This window comes from Pseudomonas sp. RC4D1 (genome assembly GCF_018390395.1).
In the GTDB taxonomy this organism is placed as follows: Bacteria; Pseudomonadota; Gammaproteobacteria; order Pseudomonadales; family Pseudomonadaceae; genus Aquipseudomonas; species Aquipseudomonas danubii.
Genome location: NZ_JAHBAW010000001.1, coordinates 2,714,150 through 2,733,708, shown reverse-complemented (window position 1 = coordinate 2,733,708; position 19,559 = coordinate 2,714,150). Strand labels below are relative to the sequence as shown.

Below are 19,559 nucleotides of genomic sequence, written 5' to 3'. Positions count from 1 at the left end.
TATGACTACTGCGCAAGACGCTGTTCAAACCCTGATCCCGACGGTGGATGTCTCCGAGCGGGCGCCACGTCCGAAAGTTGAAGCCGGCGTCAAATTGCGCGGTGCGGAAAAGGTTGCGCGCATTCCGGTGAAGATCATTCCGACCACCGAACTGCCGAAGAAACCGGACTGGATCCGGGTACGTATTCCGGTATCCCCGGAAGTCGACCGGATCAAGCAACTGCTGCGCAAGCACAAGTTGCACAGCGTCTGCGAAGAAGCATCCTGCCCGAACCTGGGCGAATGCTTCTCCGGCGGTACCGCAACCTTCATGATCATGGGCGACATCTGCACCCGTCGCTGCCCATTCTGTGACGTTGGCCATGGCCGTCCAAAACCTCTGGATGTCGACGAGCCGATGAACCTGGCGGTGGCCATTGCCGACCTGCGCCTGAAGTATGTGGTGATCACTTCGGTGGACCGCGACGACCTGCGTGACGGCGGTGCCCAGCACTTTGCCGACTGCATTCGCGAGATCCGCAAGCTGTCGCCGAACGTACAGTTGGAAACCCTGGTGCCCGACTACCGCGGTCGCATGGATGTAGCCCTGGAAATCACCGCTGCCACGCCACCGGATGTGTTCAACCACAACCTGGAAACCGTGCCGCGCCTGTACAAGGCTGCGCGTCCGGGCTCGGATTACCAGTGGTCGCTGACCTTGCTGCAGAAGTTCAAGCAACTGGTGCCCCATGTACCGACCAAGTCCGGCTTGATGCTGGGCCTGGGCGAAACCGACGACGAAGTCATCGAAGTCATGAAGCGCATGCGTGAGCACGACATCGATATGCTGACCCTTGGCCAGTACCTGCAGCCGTCCCGCAACCACTTGCCGGTTCAGCGTTTCGTGCATCCGGATACCTTCGCCTGGTTCGCCGAGGAAGGTTACAAGATGGGCTTCAAGAATGTCGCTTCGGGCCCGCTGGTACGTTCCTCGTATCACGCCGACGAACAAGCGAAACTGGCCAGAGAAGGCCTGGTTTCCTGATTTGCCTGCCCGCAAGGCTTGGGTCTTGCGGGCAGTTTCCCGGCTCTTTCGAGCACCTCTGCAGTCTCGGTTGTTTTTCGCCCCTCCGGTCGCGTCCTCCTCTTCTGTTTAACGAGATTCATGGCTACTGTGCTTGAGTGAATTCACACAGGGAGAATCTGCATGCCCATCCAACCGACTGCTGCCCTTCATGCTCATCTGCCGGTGCCGGCACTGGCTGCGGAAGGCGTCATCGGCCTTATTGCCCCCGCCGGTCCCGCAGTGCTGGATACCGAAAAAGCCTTTCAATGGATGCGTTCCCGTGGCTATACGCTGCGGATCTTTCCCGGCGTCGGGCAGCAGGAGGGATATCTGGCTGGCAGCGACGAGGTGCGCCTCGATGACTTGCACAGCGCCTTTGCCGATAGCCAAGTCGACGCCATTGTGTGCCTGCGCGGGGGCTATGGCAGCCCGCGTTTGCTGGACAAGATCGACTTTGAGTTGCTGCGGCGCAACCCCAAGCCCTTTGTCGGCTACAGCGATATCACCGCCCTGCACCTGGCGATCAACCGCTATGCCGGGTTTGTGAGTTTTCACGGTCCCATGCTCAATGCCGACCTGCTGGGTGACAAGCAACCGCCAACCGAGGCGTCCTTTTTCAACCTGCTCCGGGGCCAGGTAAAGGCGGGCAGTCTGCTGTCTCATCCCGTGGCTTTCCCATTGACCACTGTGGAGCCGGGCATTGCGTTGGGTGCGCTGTTGGGGGGGAATCTGTCGATGATTGCCTGCACGCTGGGCACGCCTTACGAAATCAATACCGACGGCGTCATCCTGTTTATCGAGGACGTCAACGAGCCGTTGTACCGTATTGACCGCTTGCTCAATCACCTGCGGCTGGCCGGCAAACTGGACAACCTGCGGGGCGTCTTGGTGGGGGATGTGGCCGGTGTGGACTTCAGCGCATTGTGCCGCCTGCTCAAGCAGACCTTCGAGCCGCTGCGGATTCCAGTGCTGGCAGGATGGCGCAGTGGCCATTGTGACCCGAACCTGACTTTGCCCATGGGCGCTCTGGTCAGGCTGGACGCAGGGGCGAGGGAGTTGACCCTGGCACAGGACGTGGTGTTCAAGTAGGAGTGGCCCTGGCGAAGGGGGAACCCCTTCGCCAGCTCCGGGCTTAGCGGTTGCGCAGGCTGTCCAGCAACTTGTGAGTAGGGTAGCCGTCTGCGGGCCAACCCAATGCTTGCTGGGCGCTACGAATGGCTTTGCGGGTGTTGGCTCCGATGATGCCGTCGGGGTTGCCGGCGTCATACTGGTTGGCGTTGAGCAGGGTCTGCAATTCGATGCGCTCGGACCGGCTCAGGGGCAGGTCGTCCTTGGGCCAGTCGCCACTGATCAGGCCGGCGCCGCCGAAGCGTTCGGACAGCAGGTTGACTGCCAGGGCGTAGGACGATGAGTTGTTGTACCTGAGCACCGCTCTGAAGTTATCCAGGATCAGGAACGCCGGCCCCCGATAACCCGCAGGCAGCAGCAAGGAGGCAGACAATTGCTCTGATCCGTAAGGCAGCGCCTTGCCATTGGCGGTTGTCATCCCCAGGCGCATCCATTCGGCCACGGTCTTGCGGGTGGAAGCATCGGCCAGGGCATAGTCGAAGCCGCTGTTGAGCTGGACTTCAACACCCCAGGGCTGGCCCTTTTGCCATCCTGAGCTTTGCAGATAGTGGGCGGTGGAGGCCAGGGCGTCGGCCGGGCTGTTCCAGATATCGCGACGACCATCGCCGTCGAAGTCCACAGCGTGGGTGTTGTAGGTGGTTGGAATGAATTGGGTCTGGCCCATGGCCCCGGCCCAGGAACCCAGCATCTTCTCTGGCTGGATATCGCCGTGTTGAATGATCTGCAAGGCGGCAATCAGCTGGCTGTTGGCAAAGGCCGGGCGCCGTCCTTCATACGCCAGGGTTGCCAGGGAGCGAATCACCGACTTGTTGCCCTGGAAGTCACCGAAATTGCTCTCCATGCCCCAAACGGCCACCAAGGTCTGGCGATCAACGCCATAGCGCTGTTCGATCCGTTGCAGGATGTCGCTGTACTGGACCAGCAGTGCCTTGCCCTTGCGTACCCGTACCGGGGACAGCGCGCCATCCAGGTATTCCCAGACGGGGCGGGTGAATTCCGGTTGGCTGCGGTCGGCCTTGATCACGCTCATATCCGGGGTGACCCCGGCGAAGGCGCGGTCGAATACATCGGCGCGAATCCCGGCACCCAAGGCTTCGGCGCGGAACGCGTTCATCCATTCATCGAAGGTCTGAGTGGGCTGGATGTCCAGATTGTCGACGGCCAGTGGTGCGACGGTGGCAGGTGCGGCAAGGGGGGCTGTCTGGAGGTTGGGTAGCGGCTGGGCGTCGGCGGCAGTGGGTTTCTCCGCGCAGGCGACGAGTAGAACAAGGCTGGAGGCAGCGATCAGTTGGCGCATGTGCCAACGACGAGAAAGACAAAAGGGCATGCACGGGTCCAGAGAGAATAACAATCAGGTGCAGACCTTATCATGCCAACGGGGTTCAGGGCTTTAGGCGGCCAGAAAGTAAGAAGCCTCCCAGCTTTTAGACTGGAAGGCTTCGCGGCGGTAGCTGCCTTTGCCCTTGGCCGGGCGTTCCTGACGGCTGCGGAACAGTGGCTGGGCGATGATGGATTTGGCCTTGTTGGGGCCATGCTTGGATGGCTTGCTCATGGTGAGTGCTCGCTGTTTCAGGATGAGAAGTGTTGCGGTGCGAATCATCGGCCAGAGTGGCGTTGCTGTCTAGGGGCTGTTCCCGTTTGGTGACGAGCCGCGTTGCTGGGTCAAACGAGAACAGACCCTAGTGCAAGCAAAAGATAAGTAGCGCGATTATTCGGCAGGCAGGGCCAGGCGTTGGCCGGCCATCAGCAGCGATAGGCGGCTCAGGCTGCTCCAGGGCGAACCACTGGCTTGGCCCTTGATCTGGGCATCGATGCGCTGGGCATCCAGTAGCAATTGACCCCAACGTTGCGCCGAATAGCGCTGCAAGGCTTTGCTCATCAGGGGTTTGCGCTTGTCCCAGACGGGAGGGCGAGCCTGACTGAACACCTTGTCCAGAGGCACACCCTGGCTGAATTGCAGTGCCAGGTTGGCCAGCAGTCGCAGTTCCCGGGACAGGGCCCAGAGAATGACCGGCGGTTCGACGCCTTCGCCTCTCAGTCCTTCAAGCATGCGCAAGGCATGGGCGGCCTCGCCGTTGAGAATCGCATCCACCAGCCCAAACACGTCGAAGCGAGCACTATCGGCCACGGCGGCCTGTACCGTTTCGACGGTGATCTGCCCACCTTCGGCCATCAGCTTGAGCTTTTCGATTTCCTGTGCGGCCGCCAGCAGGTTGCCTTCTACCCGGGCGGCGATCAGCTCGACGGCGTCCTGGCTGGCGGACAGGCCGGCCTGTGACAGGCGCTGGCGAATCCACTGTGGAAGCTGGTTGGCGTCCACCGGCCAGATCTGCACGAACTGAGTCTGGGCACCTTCGACCAGGGCCTTGCCCCACTTGGTCTTCTGTGCGCTGCCGTCGAGCTTGGGCAGGCTGATCAACAGCACCGTGTCTTCGGCCGGACGCGAACAGTATTCGATCAGTGCTGCTGCACCCTTGTCCCCAGGCTTGCCCGAAGGCAGGCGCAACTCCAGCAGGCGCTTTTCTGCGAACAGCGACATGCTGGCCCCTGCTTGCAGCAGGGTGCCCCAGTCGAAGTTGGCATCGGCGCTGAAGACCTGGCGCTCGTCGAATCCCTGCTGGCGCACGGCAGAGCGAATGGCGTCGGCGGCTTCCTGGCACAGCAGGGGATCGTCGCCGCTGATCACGTAGACCGGCGCTAGTGTGCCTTGCAGGTGTTTGCCGAGTTGGGCGGGGGCGAGTTTCATAGGCGGGGGCCAGAGGGGCGCCTGAGCGCCCCGCAAGGCTTACTGGTTCGGCAGTTCCAAGGGAGACTGTTGCGGAGTTTCCGCCTCAGCCTTGCGTGCGGCTTCCAGGGCCTCGGCTTCTGCCTTGGCTTTGGCCTCGGCGGTCGCCTGCAACTGAGCAAGCTGTTCCGGGGTCAGCAGTTGCAGACGGATCAGCATGCGCTGGATCAGGTCGCGACGCATTTCCTTGCGGGTTTCCGACGATTCCTGATCCGAACCGGTGATGTTGTTGCCGTCGTGCAGGAAGACTTTCTGCACTTCCAGCTTGTCGTTGAGCAGGTGCAGGTTGTCGTGAGTCAGGATCTCGTACCTGAGGGTTGTGCTGATCTCGTATTCGGCCGAGCTGCCACCGCCGGTGTAGCTGAGCGTGCGCTGGGAGTTTTCCTCATTCAGCAGCACCAGCTTGTAGGGCGCGCCGGCATGGACCCGCACGCCACTGTTTTCCAGTTGCTGCTGGAGCATTTTCACTGTGGTGCCGTAGGCGTCCCGAGCACTCAGGTCGAGCTCCTTGATGGTCAGCTCCTGGGTTCCCGTGCCGCGCAACTGGAAGCCACAGGCGCTCAGCAGAACAGCCAGGCCCATCACCAGCAGGTTACGTTTGATCATGTATTGCTCCCCTTGAAACCATATGGGCCAACCTTGTGGCCCTGAAGGTTTTGTTCGGCACCCGGTCCCGGACCGGGCGCCTGATCCAATTAGCTGGCGACGATGTTGACCAGTTTGCCAGGCACCACGATGACCTTGCGGATGGTCAGGCCTTCGGTGAAGCGCAGCACGTTCTCGTTGCTGCGCGCCGCGGCTTCGACTTCTTCACGGCTGGCGCTGGCCGGCATTTCGATCTGGCCGCGCAGCTTGCCGTTGACCTGGATGACCAGTTGCAGGCTGTCCTGAACCAGGGCGCTTTCGTCCAATACCGGCCAGCCTGCGTCGATCACCGGGTCGGCGTGACCCAGGCGATTCCACAGTTCGTGGCTGATGTGCGGGGTGATCGGCGCCAGCAGCAAGGTTACGGTTTCCAGACCTTCCTGAACCAGTGCGCGATCCTGCTCGGTACCTTGCGGGGCTTTTTCCAACACGTTCATCAGCGTCATCACCTGGGCGATGGCGGTGTTGAATTTGTGGTTCTGGCCCACGTCGTGGCTGGCCTGCTTGATGGCTTGGTGGATCGAGCGGCGAATGGCTTTCTGCTCGTCGTTCAGGCTGGCGATATCCAGTGTGCCCGGCAGGCCCTGGGTGACATGTGCTTGAGCCAGACGCCAGACGCGCTTGAGGAAACGGTGCGAGCCTTCAACGCCGGAGTCCGACCATTCGGCACTCATGTCAGGTGGCGAGGCGAACATCATGAACAGGCGGCAGGTGTCTGCGCCGAACTGGTCAATCATCGACTGTGGGTCGACGCCGTTGTTCTTCGACTTGGCCATCTTCTCGGTGCCGCCGATTTCCACCGGCAGGCCGTCCGCGATCAGCTTGGCGCTGATGACCTTGGCCTTGCTGTCGCGTTCGAGCTCGACGTCCGCCGGGTTGAACCAGGTGTAGGCACCGTTGGCTTCACGACGGTAGTAGGTCTCGGCGATCACCATGCCTTGGGTCAGCAGGTTCTTGAATGGCTCGTTGGAGCTCACCAGGCCTTCGTCACGCATCAGCTTGTGGAAGAAGCGCGCGTAGAGCAGGTGCAGGATGGCGTGTTCGATACCGCCGATGTACTGGTCCACCGGCAGCCAATGGTCGGCTGCCGATTTTTCCACCAGGCCGCCTTCATAGTGCGGCGAGGCGTAGCGGGCGTAGTACCACGACGATTCGACGAAGGTGTCCATGGTGTCGGTTTCACGCTTGGCCGGTGCGCCGCATTTCGGGCAACTGCACTCGTAGAACTCGGGCATGCGTGCCAGGGGCGAACCGGCGCCGTCCGGCACCACATCTTCCGGCAACACGACCGGCAATTGGTCTTCCGGCACCGGCACATCGCCGCAGCTGTCGCAGTGGATGATCGGGATCGGGCAGCCCCAGTAGCGCTGGCGGCTGATGCCCCAATCCCGCAGGCGGAACTGGGTGCGCGATTGGCCGAGGTTCTTCTTCAGCAGGGCCACTTCGATTGCGTCGAACGCGCCAGGGAAGTCCAGGCCGTTGAATTCGCCGGAGTTGATCAGTTCGCCGTGCTCGCCGTAAGCGTCCTGCCATGGGGCAGGCGTCTCATCGCCGGCGCTGGTGCGCACCACGGCCTTGATCGGCAGGCCGTACTTGCTGGCGAATTCGAAGTCGCGCTCATCGTGGGCCGGCACTGCCATTACTGCGCCATCGCCATAGTGCATCAGCACGTAGTTGGCGACCCAGACCGGAAGCTTCTCGCCAGTCAGTGGGTGCTCGACGAACAGCGAGGTCGGCAGGCCCTTTTTCTCCTGGGTCGCCATGTCGGCTTCGGCAACGCTGCCGCCTTTGCATTCGGCAATGAACGCCTGCAGCTCGGGGTTGTTCTGTGCGGCCAGGGTGGCCAGCGGGTGTTCGGCCGCGACGGCGACGTAAGTCGCGCCCATCAGGGTGTCGGGACGGGTGGTAAAGACTTTCAGGGTGCCGGTTTCGCCGATCGACGCCTGATCGTAAGGGAACTGCACTTCCATGCCACGGGACTTGCCGATCCAGTTGCGTTGCATGGTCTTGACCTGCTCGGGCCAGCCCGGCAGCTCGTCGAGACTCTCCAGCAGCTCATCCGCGTAGGCGGTGATCTTGAAGTAGTACATCGGGATTTCGCGCTTTTCGATCAGCGCGCCGGAGCGCCAGCCGCGGCCATCGATCACCTGTTCGTTGGCCAGGACGGTCTGGTCGACCGGGTCCCAGTTCACGGTGCCGTTCTTACGGTAGATCACGCCTTTTTCGAACAGGCGGGTGAACAGCCACTGTTCCCAGCGGTAGTAGTCCGGCTTGCAGGTGGTGACCTCACGAGACCAGTCCACCGCCAGGCCCAGGCTGCGCAGTTGGGTCTTCATGTAGGCGATGTTTTCGTAGGTCCACTTGGCCGGTGCGACGTTATTCTTCATCGCGGCGTTTTCCGCCGGCATGCCGAAGGCGTCCCAACCCATGGGTTGCAGGACGTTTTTGCCTTGCATGCGCTGGTAGCGGGAAATCACGTCGCCGATGGTGTAGTTGCGCACGTGCCCCATGTGTAGCTTGCCGCTGGGGTAAGGGAACATCGATAGGCAGTAGTAAGTTTCCTTGCCTGGCTGTTCTCTGACTTCAAAGGACTTTTGCTCATCCCAGAACGACTGGGCGGCGGCTTCGATTTCACGGGGCTGATAGTGTTCGTGCATGGCTACTTTTGTACTGAATAGGGGTGGCCTAATCCTCTTCAACGCAACCTCGGGTAGTGATGGCGCCAAATACGGCGTTTTTCAGGGCCCGGTGGAGCTGGAAGTGGAGTTACAGGAAGCGCCGTAGCATACATGACCGCACTCTGCCGAGGGAAACCCTGATTGCTCGCGCGGGCCGTTGGTCGCGGCGGCGCGTCGCTTCCAGCTGTCCGACTAAGCTCAAAAAGGGGAGTGATTCTTATCTTCGATGAGGTGAACGGATGCTTGAGTCGCAGCGAAAAGTAACAGAACCGGAGGTGTATGAAAGGCTGCTGAATCGACTGGCTCTGGCCCTGGATGCGGCAAGAACTGCGGATCGACTGCGCAATGAACGGCCGGTCGAGTTGGAGCTGCGGGGGTTGAGCCCTGCTGAGTTCGAGTTGATCAGGGCCTACCTGGCCCGCAGTCAGCATGAAATGCAGGTCAATGTATCGGGCAGTCCGCAACACCAGGAAAGGCCCCGTTCGGCCAAGGTCATCTGGTTGAAGGATCAGGCGCCCCTCAGGGATTCGGTAAGCGTCCGGTCCCAGCAGTTCAAGTAGGTCCCGAGCCCTTCATTGGGTTGAGAGGTCGTTGCCGAGGACCTCGAAAGCGAAAGTGTCTGGCAGCGGTTGTTGCCGCATGGGTATCCCCTTTAGGCTTCGAGCATCTTTTGGAGATGCTCGATGCCTTTTCGTTATTTCATCAAACAGTTACTGCTGCCGCCCGGCATTCTCTTGCTGTTGCTTCTACTGGCCTGGAGTCTGCGTCGGTCCAGGCCTCGGCTGGCGCGATGGTGCTTTGTCCTGGGGTTGGGCGGCTTCTGGTTGATGAGCCTGCCGGTAATGGTGGAGTGGGGTGCCCGTGGGCTTGAACGTTTGCCGCCCTTGCCACAGAGCCAATGGGCCAGCCTGGCAGAGCAGGCGGACGCGATCGTGGTCCTGGGTTCCGGCCGTGAGCGGGGTGATCCGGCTTGGGGTTCTGATCAGCCCACGGGCGTGGGGTTGGAGCGCGAGCGTTATGCCGCGCGGCTGGCCAAGGCTTCCGGGCTGCCCCTATTGACCAGCGGCGGCCTGCATTACGGTACGCCGCCCACCGAAGCTGCGCTGATGGCCGAATCGCTGCTCAATGACTTTGGCGTGAGCGTGCGCTGGCAGGAAGGTCGTAGCCGCACCACCTGGGAAAACGCCCAGTTCAGCGCCGAAGTCTTGCAGCCACTGGGTATCAAGCGCGTGGTGGTCGTGACCCAGGCCTGGCACATGCCACGTTCGGTCTGGAGTTTTGAGCGCGCAGGGTTTGTTGTGGTGCCAGCACCGGTAGGTTTTCTGGGCGTGGACAACGCCCGGCCGTTGGGAGGCTGGATGCCGGAGTTCAAGTCAATCTGGCAGAGCGGCCAGTTGCTGAACGAGGCGGTGGGCCAGTTAGGTTATCGCCTCTTTTATCGCTGATCACAGGGCCGACTCCAGTCGGAGCCGGCTTGCGGGCGAAGGTTTCTAAACGGTCTTGGCGATGCGGCTGGCCAACAAGGCCCAGCCAAACAGCAGGGCGCAGAGCACTGCCAGTGGCCATGAGCGCCACTGCAAGTACGGTGTCAGGTTATGCATGGGCACCACTTCGCCATAGAGAATGCCCCGTTCGAACTGTGGAATCTGCACGGTGATCTTGCCGAACGGATCAATCAGCCCGGTGACTCCGTTGTTGGTGGCGCGGATCATCCAGCGTCCGGCTTCCAGAGCGCGCATCTGCGCCATCTGCAAATGCTGAAGAGGGCCGATGGAGGTGCCGAACCAGGTGTCGTTGCTGATGGTCAGCAGCAGGTCGCTGCGGGCCGAAAGACCGGCGGCGAACTCAGGGTAGACCACTTCGTAACAGATGAACGGCGCAATCTGATACCCCTTGGCTTGCAGTAACGGCTGGTCGGCCGGACCGCGGGCAAAATCCGACATTGGCAGGTTGAAGAAGTCGATCAGGCCACGCAGCAGCTCCTGCAGGGGCACATACTCGCCAAAGGGCACCAGTTTTTGTTTCAGGTAGGTGCCATCGCCTTCGCCGGTCACGGTGATGCCGTTGAAGTAGCGTTTTTCATGGTGCACCAGTTGGCGCACCGGAACGCCGGTAATCAGTGCGGAATGACGGTCGGCGGCAAAGTTGCCCATCATCGTCAGGTAGCCCTCGGCGGACTCCTTGAGCACCGGAACCGCGGTTTCCGGCCAGACCAGCAGGTCTACCCGCTTGCTGCTGAAACTCATGTCGCGGTACAGAGCCAGTTGGGCATTGAGCTCGGCCGGGTCCCATTTCATGCTTTGTTCGATATTGCCCTGAATGGCGGCGACCGAAAGCGGATCACCCGAAGGGCTGGTCCAGGCGTGACCTTTGAGTGCCAGGCCAACTGCCCAGGGCGCAGCCAGCAGCAACAGGCCGGCGGCGATAAACCCCTTGCGTCCGGCCTTGATCAGGCGCGGCAGGTTGTAGAGCAATGCAGCGGTCAACGCCAGGGAGAAGGAAATCAGCCAGATGCCGCCCACAGGCGCGAGTCCGGCCAGGGGACCGTCGAGCTGGCTGTAGCCGGAGTAGAGCCAGGGGAAGCCGGTAAGGAACCAGCCGCGAAACGCTTCCTGCCCCAGCCACAGGGCAGCGAAAGCCAGAGCATCCGCCAGCGGTGCTTCGTTGCGCCGCAGCCAGCGGGCCCAGAGCCAGGCGGGCAGGGCAAAGAACCAGGCAATGGCGGCGATGAAGGCCAGCATCAGCACACCGGCGAGCAAAGCCGACGCGCCGCCGTAGGTGTGGATGCTGACGTAGATCCAACTGGTACCGGCGCCGAACAGGCCGAAGCCGAAGCACCAGCCACGGCCCAGGGCCTGGCGGGGCGTGAGCTCCCGCAGACCGGCATAGAACAGTCCTACCGCCAGCAGCGCCAGCGGCCAGATGTCATAGGGCGCCAAGGCCAGGGTGGTAATGGCGCCGGCTGCAACGGCCAGCAGGTTGCCGGGCCAGCCGGGTCGGGTTGAGCGCTGCAAGAGGCGTTTCATCAGCTCTTTCCTGTTTCGCGCCGGGCGGGGCGCGAGGAGATGGGGTGGGTGGATTCAGATGAGCGGCGAATCCTGCAGCGCTGTTTGACAGTCCGCCCCCGAGATCTGTCGTCCCCAGGCCAGGTCGTTGGCCTGGGGACGATGATTCTGTGCGGGGGAGGGCTGATGCCCCTTGTCCCTAGCGGGAGATAGGGGTCAGGCGCAGCAGATGAATCCGCCGGCTGTCGGCGTTGAGCACGCGGAAGCGATAGGCGCCGATTTCAGTGATTTCGTTGCGTTTTGGCAAGTGGCCGAAAGCACTCATCACCAGGCCGCCCACGGTATCGAACTCGTCATCGGAGAAGTCGCTGTCGAAAAACTCGTTGAAGTTCTCGATCGGCGTCAGCGCCTTGATCAGGAAGTCGCCGCTGGGAAGCGGTTTGATGTAGCTGTCTTCCTCGACGTCATGCTCGTCCTCAATGTCGCCGACGATCTGTTCCAGCACGTCTTCGATGGTCACCAGGCCCGCCACACCGCCGTATTCGTCGATGACGATGGCCATGTGGTTGTGGTTGGCGCGGAACTCGCGCAGCAGCACATTCAGGCGCTTGGACTCGGGGACGAAGGTCGCCGGGCGCAGCAGGTCCTTGATGTTGAAGCTGTCGCCATTCTCCTTGAGGATCAGCGGCAGCAGGTCCTTGGCCAGCAGGACGCCCATCACGTCGTCATGGCTTTCGCCGATCACCGGGTAGCGCGAGTGCGCCGAATCGATGACTGCAGGCAGGAACTCCCGGGGTGTCTGGGTCGCCTTGATGCTGATCATCTGCGAGCGCGGAACCATGATGTCCCGGACTTGCAGGTCAGCTACCTGAATGGCGCCTTCAACGATGGCCAGCGCTTCGCTGTCCAGCAATTTGTTCTGATGGGCTTCGCGCAGCAGCTCCAGCAGCTCCTGGCGGTTTTTCGGCTCATGGGCAAAAGCCTGGGTCAGTTTGCCCAGCCATGACTTTTGCCCGTTGCTCGATCGATCTTCGCTCATAGCGATTGCTCTGAATCCTTGGTTGTTACAGGTGGTTGTTGATCAGCTTTCGTCGTCTGCATACGGGTCGGGGTGACCCAGCTCAGCAAGCAACGTTCGTTCCAGTGCTTCCATTTCTTCGGCTTCGTCATCATCTATATGGTCGTAACCCAACAGATGCAAGCAGCCGTGAATGACCAGATGGGCCCAGTGGGCCTTAAGTTCCTTGCCTTGTTCGGCGGCCTCGCGTTCGACCACCGCAATGCAGATCACCAGGTCCCCCAGCAAGGGGATATCCAGCAGTTCATCCGGCACGTCGGCAGGAAATGACAGCACATTGGTTGCGTAATCTTTGTGACGCCAGGTGTGATTCAGCTCACGGCCTTCGTCTTCGTCCACCAGGCGGATGGTCAGTTCCGAATCGGCGGTGCGCTGGCGCAGAGCCAGCTCGCACCACTGGCGGAACTCTTCATCGCTGGGGGCCGGCTGCTGGCTGGCGCGTTGCAGGTCAAGCTCAAGCATCGCGGCGGTTGCCTCTGTCGGCTGAAGCCTTGGCGGCCTCGTCCTCGGCTCGCAGCTCGAAGCGTTCATAGGCTTCGACAATGCGTTGCACCAGTGGATGGCGCACCACGTCCTTGGGCATGAAGTGAGTGAAGCTGATGCCGGGTACATCCTTGAGCACGTTGATCACTTGGGCCAGGCCCGACTTGGTGCCCTTGGGCAGGTCGACCTGGGTGATGTCGCCGGTGATCACTGCGGTGGAGCCGAAACCGATTCGGGTGAGGAACATTTTCATCTGTTCCACGGTGGTGTTCTGGCTTTCGTCGAGGATGATGAAGCTGTTGTTCAGGGTCCGGCCGCGCATGTAGGCCAGAGGCGCGATCTCGATGACCTGACGCTCGATCAGCTTGGCCACCTGTTCGAAACCGAGCATTTCATACAGCGCGTCATACAGCGGGCGCAGGTACGGGTCGATTTTTTGTGCCAGATCGCCGGGCAGGAAACCGAGCTTCTCGCCCGCTTCCACGGCTGGCCGCACCAACAGGATGCGCCGCACTTGCTCGCGCTCCAGGGCATCTACGGCGCAAGCCACCGCGAGGTAGGTCTTGCCGGTACCGGCCGGGCCAATACCGAAGTTGATGTCATTGCCGAGGATTTCTTTGACATAGCGCTGCTGATTCAGGCCGCGAGGGCGAATCATGCCTTTCTTGGTGCGCAGGGCTATGGCGGCATCGGCCACCGATGGGTTGTCCAACTCTTCCACGGCGGATTCCTGGAGGAACAGGTGTACCAGGTCCGGCGATAGCTCGGTGCCCTTGGTTTCCCGGTAGAGACGGCGCAGAAGATTTTCCGCGGAGGTGGTGTGCTTGGGTTCGCCAATCAGCTCGAACTGATTGCCGCGGTTGCGGATCTCGATCATCAGGCGCTGTTCGATCAAGCGCAAATGCTCGTCGAATTGCCCGCACAGATTGGCGAAGCGGCGAGCCTCGAAGGGCTCGAGGATGAAACGATGAGGTTCTATGGGTGCGTTCAAGGTCGTTTTTTAGCCGCCCAACGGCAATTAAGATGAATTCAAGGATAACGCCAGCGGCCTGGGTGCGAAAGCTCTTATGCGGTGCAATGGCCGGTGATGCTTTCTTTGTAGGAGTCGGCTCGCCGGCGAAGGTGCTCTTGAAGGTTTCTTCGCCGGCAAGCCCGCTCCTGCACAAGCCCGCTCCTACACAAGTCAGTGCTTACGATAACAGCGAGCCGCGTAGCGAATGGGGCTGAGCCGAATCGATGTGCACGTCGGCGAACTGGCCGATCAGTGTGGGATTGTCGCAACGGAAGTTGACGATTCGGTTGTTCTCGGTACGGCCCTGCAATTCGCCAGGGTCTTTCTTGGAGTAATCGGTGACCAGAATGCGTTGGGTCGAGCCGACCATTTGTCGGCTGATCTCGAATCCTTGCTGGTTCAGGCGATGCTGCAGTGCGTTCAGGCGCTCCTTCTTCAGCGCTTCGGGTGTGTCGTCGGCGAGGTCTGCAGCCGGGGTACCTGGGCGCTGGCTGTAGATAAAGGAGTAGGAGAAGTCGAAGCCTACGTCCTCGATCAGCTTCATGGTCTGCTGGAAGTCTTTCTCCGTCTCGCCGGGGAAACCGACGATAAAGTCCGAACTGATGCAGATTCCCGGGACTGCCGCCCGTAGCTTGCGCAGCTTGGACTTGTATTCCAAAGCTGTGTGGTTGCGTTTCATCGCCGCCAGAATGCGGTCCGAGCCCGATTGCACCGGCAGGTGCAGGTGTTTCACCAGCTCTGGTACTTCGGCATGAGCCTGGATCAGGCTGTCGGAGAACTCCAGAGGGTGCGAGGTGGTGTAGCGAATTCGTTCGATACCATCGACAGCGGCCACTACGCGGATCAACTCGGCCAGGTCCGCCATGCGTCCGTCGTGGGTCTGACCCCGGTAGCCGTTGACGTTCTGGCCCAGCAAGGTGACTTCACGCACACCGTTTTCCGCCAGGTGGATGATCTCGGCGATCACGTCGTCAAATGGCCGGCTGACTTCTTCGCCGCGAGTGTAAGGCACTACGCAGAACGTGCAGTACTTGCTGCAGCCTTCCATCACCGACACATAGGCGCTGGGGCCGTCGATGCGCGGCTCGGGCAGATGGTCGAACTTTTCGATTTCCGGGAATGAGACATCCACTTGCGGCAGTTTGGTGGCGCGAGCGACGTCGATCATTTCCGGCAGGCGGTGCAGCGTCTGCGGGCCGAAGACCACGTCCACGTAGGGCGCACGATCACGGATGGCCGCGCCTTCCTGACTGGCCACGCAGCCACCGACGGCGATCACCATGTCCGGGTTGGCCAGCTTCAGCTCGCGCCAGCGACCCAGTTGCGAGTAAACCCGGTCCTGGGCGCGCTCGCGAATGGAGCAGGTGTTGAGCAGGATGACGTCAGCGTCTTCGGCGCGGGCGGTGACTTCCAGGGCCTGATGTTCACCCAGCAGGTCCACCATGCGCGAGCTGTCGTACTCGTTCATCTGGCAACCGTGGGTTTCGATGTAAAGCTTCTTGGCCATGGACCTCGGTCTCACGTGATTCAAAGAACCGCGCATTATAGGGGCCATACCTACAGGTTCCTAGCGTTGTGCATCGGGTAGCTATGCTATAGTTCGCGCCCTATTTTTATCCCCCGATGTGTTGCCCGCCCACCATGACCAAACGTGAAGCCCCAATCTATAAGGTGATTTTTCTCAACCAGGGCCAGGTGTTCGAAATGTACGCCAAGCAGATCTATCAAAGTGATCTGTGGGGTTTTCTGGAAGTGGAAGAGTTCGTCTTTGGCGAGCGCACGCAAGTGGTCGTCGATCCGAGCGAAGAAAAACTCAAGGCTCAATTCGAGGGCGTTGTGCGCAGTTTTGTGCCGATGCATTCGATTGTGCGCATCGACGAAGTGGAGCGCCTGGGCACACCTAAGATCAGCGAGGCCCGCGGCGTAAGCAACGTCATGCCGTTCCCGATGCCAATGCCCGAAAAGTAAGCCTGGTTTGCGTAGGCGCCAGTTTGCCGGTGAGTGACGCGAAGGTGTTACGGCAGGGGCGAGAAAGGCGAACGCCCATCGGCGCTTTGCAGTTCCATCAGGTATTTACGGAAGATCTGCCCCAGCACCTGGGTCGCAACTTCCAGTTCGTCACGCTGCATGTGCTCGGCGACTTCGTCGGCGGTGTCCAGGGCGTCTTCGGCACCGTTGACCGCAGCCATCTTCAGCACGATGTAGGCTTGAACGTTGTTGGCCGGCACGCCTTCACCGTGGAAGAACATGGTGCCGAGCTTGAACTGCGCCTGGGCATGGCCTTGCAACGAGGCCTTTTCGAAATAGCTCAGGGCTTGATTGAGGTCCTGCGGCGCGCCTTTACCCTCGTAGTAGAACTCACCCAACTCGTATTGCGCCTGTGCGTCCCCTTCATCGGCGGCTTTCTGGCACGCGGCTAGCGCCTCGGCCTGTTCCTGTGCCTGGGGATCGAGGGTGCAGCGACCCATCGCTGGGATCAACAACGAGTTGCCGCCTGCTTGTGCGTGCGCGAGCAGGGGCTGAAGGAGCAACAGGCAGCCCAATGTCAGGGCGCGGCCGGTGCGGTTCATGGGAATCGACTTACCTCTGAGGGGCGCGCGGACCCGGCGAGGGGGTCCAATAAGCGCGCATTATGAAATAAGCAGGGCCAACCTTACAAAGTCTTTACTCGTTTTTCTGCTGCGTGGCCGCGATATCCGCTGGTTTGCCGCGTATTTCCCCCTTTGCCAAGGGAAAGTTCGAGTAAAGCACGAAGCTGGCATGGTTGATCACCATGCCAGCCATGTAGCGCTTATTTCAGGGCGGCAAATGCGCGCTCTGCGGCATCCAGGGTCAGTTGCAGCTCAGTCTCGCCGTGGGCGATCGAGGTGAAACCGGCCTCAAAGGCACTTGGCGCCAGGTACACGCCGCCTTCCAGCATCAGGTGGAAGAAGCGCTTGAACAGGTTGGCATCGCTGGCCATCACATCGTCAAAGGTGACGATATCGTCGGCGCCACTGAAGTACAGGCCGAACATGCCGCCCGCCTGAGTGGTGACGAACGGAATGCCCGCGGCATCGGCGCGTTGCTGCAAGCCTTCGAGCAGGCGGCTGGTGTAGTCGCTCAGTTCGGCGTGGAAGCCCGGGCGGCTGATCAGGCGCAGGGTGGTCAGGCCGGCAGCCATGGCCAGCGGGTTACCGGACAGGGTGCCGGCCTGGTAGACCGGACCCAGGGGCGCAATGTGTTCCATGATCTTGCGTTTGCCGCCGAAGCAGCCCACTGGCATGCCGCCGCCGATGATCTTGCCGAAGGTGGACAGGTCTGGAGTCACGCCGTAATGGGCCTGGGCGCCGCCTAAAGCGACACGAAAGCCGGTCATCACTTCGTCGAAGATCAGCACTACGCCGTGTTGGTCGCAAAGAGTGCGCAGCCCCTCGAGGAAGCCCGGCGCCGGCGGCACACAGTTCATGTTGCCGGCCACAGGCTCGACGATGATGCAGGCCACTTCTTGGCCCACTTCCGCCAGCATTTTTTCCACTGCAGCGATGTCGTTGAAGGGCAGGGTCAGCGTGTGTTTGGCGAAAGCTGCAGGTACACCGGCAGAGCTGGGTACGCCTTGAGTCAGGGCGCCGGAACCGGCCTTGACCAGCAGACTGTCGGAATGCCCGTGGTAGCAGCCTTCGAACTTGATGATGCTGTCGCGGCCGGTAAAGCCACGGGCCAGGCGAATCGCGCTCATGGTGGCTTCAGTGCCGGAGCTGACCATGCGCACCATTTCCATGGAGGGAACGATGGAGCACACCAGATCGGCCATTTCGGTTTCCATGGCAGTCGGGGCGCCGTAGGACAGGCCATGCTCCAGCTGCTTGCGTACCGCGTCCAGCACGTCCGGGTGACTGTGGCCGAGAATCATCGGGCCCCAGGACCCGACATAGTCGACATAGCGCTTGTCGTCTTCGTCAGTGACGTAGGCACCTTCGGCGTGCTTGAAGAACAGCGGGGTGCCGCCCACGCTCTTGAAGGCGCGGACCGGCGAGTTGACGCCACCAGGGATGTGTTTCTGGGCGTCGGCAAACAGGGTTTCGGAACGGGACATGATCGGGCTCTCAAAAAATCAGCTGTTGAATAGGGCGTTGAAGGCGCGGGCGCGACGGGTCACTTCGTCGGCGCTATCGGCGCCGAACAGGCCGTGAACCACCGCCAGCAGGTCGGCGCCGTGGTTCACCAGGGGGGCGGCATTTTCCAGGGTGATGCCGCCAATCACGCAGATCGGCAGATGCAGGCTGGCCCGGGCCTGATCCAGCAACTCCAGGCTGGCCGTGGGCGCGCCGGGTTTGGTGGTGGAATTGAAAAAGCGGCCGAAGGCGACATAGCTGGCGCCTTCCTTCGCGGCTTGCTCGGCCAGTGGCAATTGGTCGTGGCAGGTCGAACCGATAATGGCCTGGCGCCCCAGCAGGGCCCGGGCCGGCGTCAGGGGACCGTCGCTCTGGCCCAGATGCACGCCGGCACCGATGCGTGCCGCCAGCTCGGCGTCATCGTTGATGATCAGGCGGGTCTTGTAGCGTTCGCACAGGGTCAGCAGGGTTTCGGCTTCCCGCAGGCGGCGGGCCTGGTCGTCGCTCTTATCGCGGTACTGCAACAGGGTGACGCCGCCTTCCAGCGCCGCCTCCACGTACTTCAGGAACTTGCCGGCCAACAGCTGGCTGTCGGTGATGGCGTACAGACCACGTAGTTTCATTGAGCGGGCCTCATGACATTACGAGCAGAAATCCAACGGCAAGCGGCGCGGGACAAACTGGCCGCGGCCCAGTTGCTCGGCGTCGCGCAGGGTGCGCCAGGTGTAGTCCAGGGCCGACTTTACGGCGCTGGCCAGATGTTCGCCTTGGGCCAGACGTCCGGCCAGGGCACTGGCCAGGGTGCAGCCGGAGCCGTGGTAGCTGCCCGGCAGACGCTGGCAGGTGTAGGTCTCGCGCAGGCCGTCACGGCTGTACAGGCGATTGTGCACTTCGTGTTCATCGCCATGGCCGCCGGTGATCAGCAGGTGCTTGACGAACGGCAGGAGTTTTTCAGCGCATTGGTCGGCGCTGCCTTCTGGCAGTTCCGCAAGAATTCGGGCTTCGGGAAGGTTGGGAGTGGCAATGGTGGCCAGGGGCAGCAGGCGTTCGCGCATGGCGTAGCCCACTTCATCCTTGCCCAGACGGCCACCGCCGCCGGCGCGCAGCACCGGGTCGCACACCAGGGGCAGGTGTGGGTGCGCCTGGAGCAGTTCGACCACGGTGTCGACCATCTCCAGGGAGCCCAGCATGCCCAGCTTGACCGCGGCGACAGTGGAGTCGTTGAGCACGGCATTGGCCTGGGCCAATACCCACTCGCGATCCAGAACGCGGAAATCGCTGACGTTGACCGTGTCTTGCACGGTCAGGGCGGTGACAGCCGGAGCTGCGTGACAACCCTGAGCCAGCAGGGCTTCGATATCTGCCTGCAAGCCGGCGCCACCACTGGGGTCGTGGCCGGAGAGACAGAGGACAACGGGGCGAGAGCTGTAGATATTCATGGGCGGCGAGCTTACCACCAAACGCTTTTTTTCGCGGCGCCTGGTGCGCAATGGAAGTTGTCGCTTTGCCGTGTTCGATCTTCTTGACCGATGCAACAGCTCTAGCTCGCTGGATTGCGCTGAAAGGCCCGTTCTAGAGCCTTTAGACTAAAATTTTCAATGGTGTT

Annotated in this window: 19 protein-coding genes; 5 read left to right on the top strand and 14 right to left on the bottom strand. The window is 61.3% G+C overall.

The genetic code is table 11. The annotated features are described in order from the left end of the window. The first annotated feature begins 1 nt into the window (after nucleotide 1). Together lipA and KHO49_RS12595 are read left to right on the top strand one after the other, a co-directional pair. Nucleotides 2–1,024, top strand: coding sequence for a lipoyl synthase (gene lipA, locus KHO49_RS12600; RefSeq protein WP_102865352.1), 1,023 nt, complete (start codon nucleotides 2–4; stop codon nucleotides 1,022–1,024). A 162-nt stretch (nucleotides 1,025–1,186) separates the two neighbouring features. After that, nucleotides 1,187–2,134, top strand: coding sequence for a S66 peptidase family protein (locus KHO49_RS12595; RefSeq protein WP_102882331.1), 948 nt, complete (start codon nucleotides 1,187–1,189; stop codon nucleotides 2,132–2,134). A gap of 43 nt (nucleotides 2,135–2,177) precedes the next feature. On the opposite strand, the gene KHO49_RS12590 is transcribed toward KHO49_RS12595, so the two are convergent. The 5 genes from KHO49_RS12590 to leuS form a co-directional block, all read right to left on the bottom strand. Beyond that, the gene (locus KHO49_RS12590; RefSeq protein WP_110596246.1) at nucleotides 2,178–3,500 is read right to left on the bottom strand and encodes a lytic murein transglycosylase; all 1,323 of its coding nucleotides are present in this window, start codon (nucleotides 3,498–3,500) and stop codon (nucleotides 2,178–2,180) included. Between the two features lie 63 nt (nucleotides 3,501–3,563). Beyond that, a complete protein-coding gene (gene arfA, locus KHO49_RS12585; protein WP_007927093.1) occupies nucleotides 3,564–3,725 on the bottom strand; it encodes an alternative ribosome rescue factor ArfA in 162 nt (53 codons plus the stop codon). 156 nt (nucleotides 3,726–3,881) lie between these two features. Beyond that, entirely contained in the window at nucleotides 3,882–4,919 is a 1,038-nt protein-coding gene (holA, locus tag KHO49_RS12580) for a DNA polymerase III subunit delta (protein ID WP_102882329.1), read from the bottom strand. A 39-nt stretch (nucleotides 4,920–4,958) separates the two neighbouring features. Beyond that, the gene (locus KHO49_RS12575; protein ID WP_102865356.1) at nucleotides 4,959–5,564 is read right to left on the bottom strand and encodes an LPS-assembly lipoprotein LptE; all 606 of its coding nucleotides are present in this window, start codon (nucleotides 5,562–5,564) and stop codon (nucleotides 4,959–4,961) included. 89 nt (nucleotides 5,565–5,653) lie between these two features. Further along, the gene (gene leuS / locus KHO49_RS12570) at nucleotides 5,654–8,260 is read right to left on the bottom strand and encodes a leucine--tRNA ligase (protein WP_213665083.1); all 2,607 of its coding nucleotides are present in this window, start codon (nucleotides 8,258–8,260) and stop codon (nucleotides 5,654–5,656) included. Between the two features lie 260 nt (nucleotides 8,261–8,520). Here leuS and KHO49_RS12565 point away from each other — a divergent pair, with 260 nt between their 5' ends. Both KHO49_RS12565 and KHO49_RS12560 read left to right on the top strand, forming a co-directional pair. Then, nucleotides 8,521–8,841: a hypothetical protein gene (locus tag KHO49_RS12565; RefSeq protein ID WP_102865358.1), complete on the top strand. Its 321-nt coding sequence runs from the start codon at nucleotides 8,521–8,523 to the stop codon at nucleotides 8,839–8,841. Nucleotides 8,842–8,964: 123 nt separating this feature from the next. Next, nucleotides 8,965–9,726: a YdcF family protein gene (locus tag KHO49_RS12560; RefSeq protein WP_102865359.1), complete on the top strand. Its 762-nt coding sequence runs from the start codon at nucleotides 8,965–8,967 to the stop codon at nucleotides 9,724–9,726. A 45-nt stretch (nucleotides 9,727–9,771) separates the two neighbouring features. Here the strand turns inward: KHO49_RS12560 and lnt are convergent, their stop codons facing one another. The 5 genes from lnt to miaB all read right to left on the bottom strand — a co-directional run bounded on the left by lnt (nucleotide 9,772) and on the right by miaB (nucleotide 15,366). Further along, complete coding sequence (lnt, locus tag KHO49_RS12555) at nucleotides 9,772–11,295, bottom strand: apolipoprotein N-acyltransferase (RefSeq protein ID WP_102882407.1); 1,524 nt, start codon at nucleotides 11,293–11,295, stop codon at nucleotides 9,772–9,774. Nucleotides 11,296–11,485: 190 nt separating this feature from the next. Continuing rightward, nucleotides 11,486–12,325, bottom strand: a complete 840-nt coding sequence (locus KHO49_RS12550) for a CorC family transporter (protein WP_011063653.1) — start codon at nucleotides 12,323–12,325, stop codon at nucleotides 11,486–11,488. A gap of 42 nt (nucleotides 12,326–12,367) precedes the next feature. Beyond that, the gene (ybeY, locus tag KHO49_RS12545; protein ID WP_102865360.1) at nucleotides 12,368–12,826 is read right to left on the bottom strand and encodes an rRNA maturation RNase YbeY; all 459 of its coding nucleotides are present in this window, start codon (nucleotides 12,824–12,826) and stop codon (nucleotides 12,368–12,370) included. Further along, entirely contained in the window at nucleotides 12,819–13,838 is a 1,020-nt protein-coding gene (locus KHO49_RS12540; protein ID WP_102865361.1) for a PhoH family protein, read from the bottom strand. Before KHO49_RS12540 ends, ybeY begins: the two co-directional genes overlap by 8 nt. 199 nt (nucleotides 13,839–14,037) lie before the next feature. Beyond that, entirely contained in the window at nucleotides 14,038–15,366 is a 1,329-nt protein-coding gene (gene miaB, locus KHO49_RS12535; protein ID WP_162884095.1) for a tRNA (N6-isopentenyl adenosine(37)-C2)-methylthiotransferase MiaB, read from the bottom strand. 134 nt (nucleotides 15,367–15,500) lie between these two features. Here miaB and KHO49_RS12530 point away from each other — a divergent pair, with 134 nt between their 5' ends. Then, nucleotides 15,501–15,827: a DUF1820 family protein gene (locus KHO49_RS12530; RefSeq protein ID WP_007927079.1), complete on the top strand. Its 327-nt coding sequence runs from the start codon at nucleotides 15,501–15,503 to the stop codon at nucleotides 15,825–15,827. 47 nt (nucleotides 15,828–15,874) lie between these two features. On the opposite strand, the gene KHO49_RS12525 is transcribed toward KHO49_RS12530, so the two are convergent. The 4 genes from KHO49_RS12525 to KHO49_RS12510 form a co-directional block, all read right to left on the bottom strand. Next, nucleotides 15,875–16,429: a tetratricopeptide repeat protein gene (locus KHO49_RS12525; RefSeq protein ID WP_102865363.1), complete on the bottom strand. Its 555-nt coding sequence runs from the start codon at nucleotides 16,427–16,429 to the stop codon at nucleotides 15,875–15,877. A gap of 221 nt (nucleotides 16,430–16,650) precedes the next feature. Continuing rightward, nucleotides 16,651–17,934, bottom strand: coding sequence for a glutamate-1-semialdehyde 2,1-aminomutase (gene hemL / locus KHO49_RS12520; RefSeq protein ID WP_102865364.1), 1,284 nt, complete (start codon nucleotides 17,932–17,934; stop codon nucleotides 16,651–16,653). 18 nt (nucleotides 17,935–17,952) lie between these two features. Then, nucleotides 17,953–18,576: a thiamine phosphate synthase gene (thiE, locus tag KHO49_RS12515; RefSeq protein WP_102882323.1), complete on the bottom strand. Its 624-nt coding sequence runs from the start codon at nucleotides 18,574–18,576 to the stop codon at nucleotides 17,953–17,955. Between the two features lie 18 nt (nucleotides 18,577–18,594). Next, nucleotides 18,595–19,392 carry a hydroxymethylpyrimidine/phosphomethylpyrimidine kinase gene (locus KHO49_RS12510; protein WP_042941299.1) on the bottom strand — a complete coding sequence of 266 codons (798 nt, stop codon included), beginning with the start codon at nucleotides 19,390–19,392 and terminating at the stop codon, nucleotides 18,595–18,597. Nucleotides 19,393–19,559: the final 167 nt, after the last annotated feature.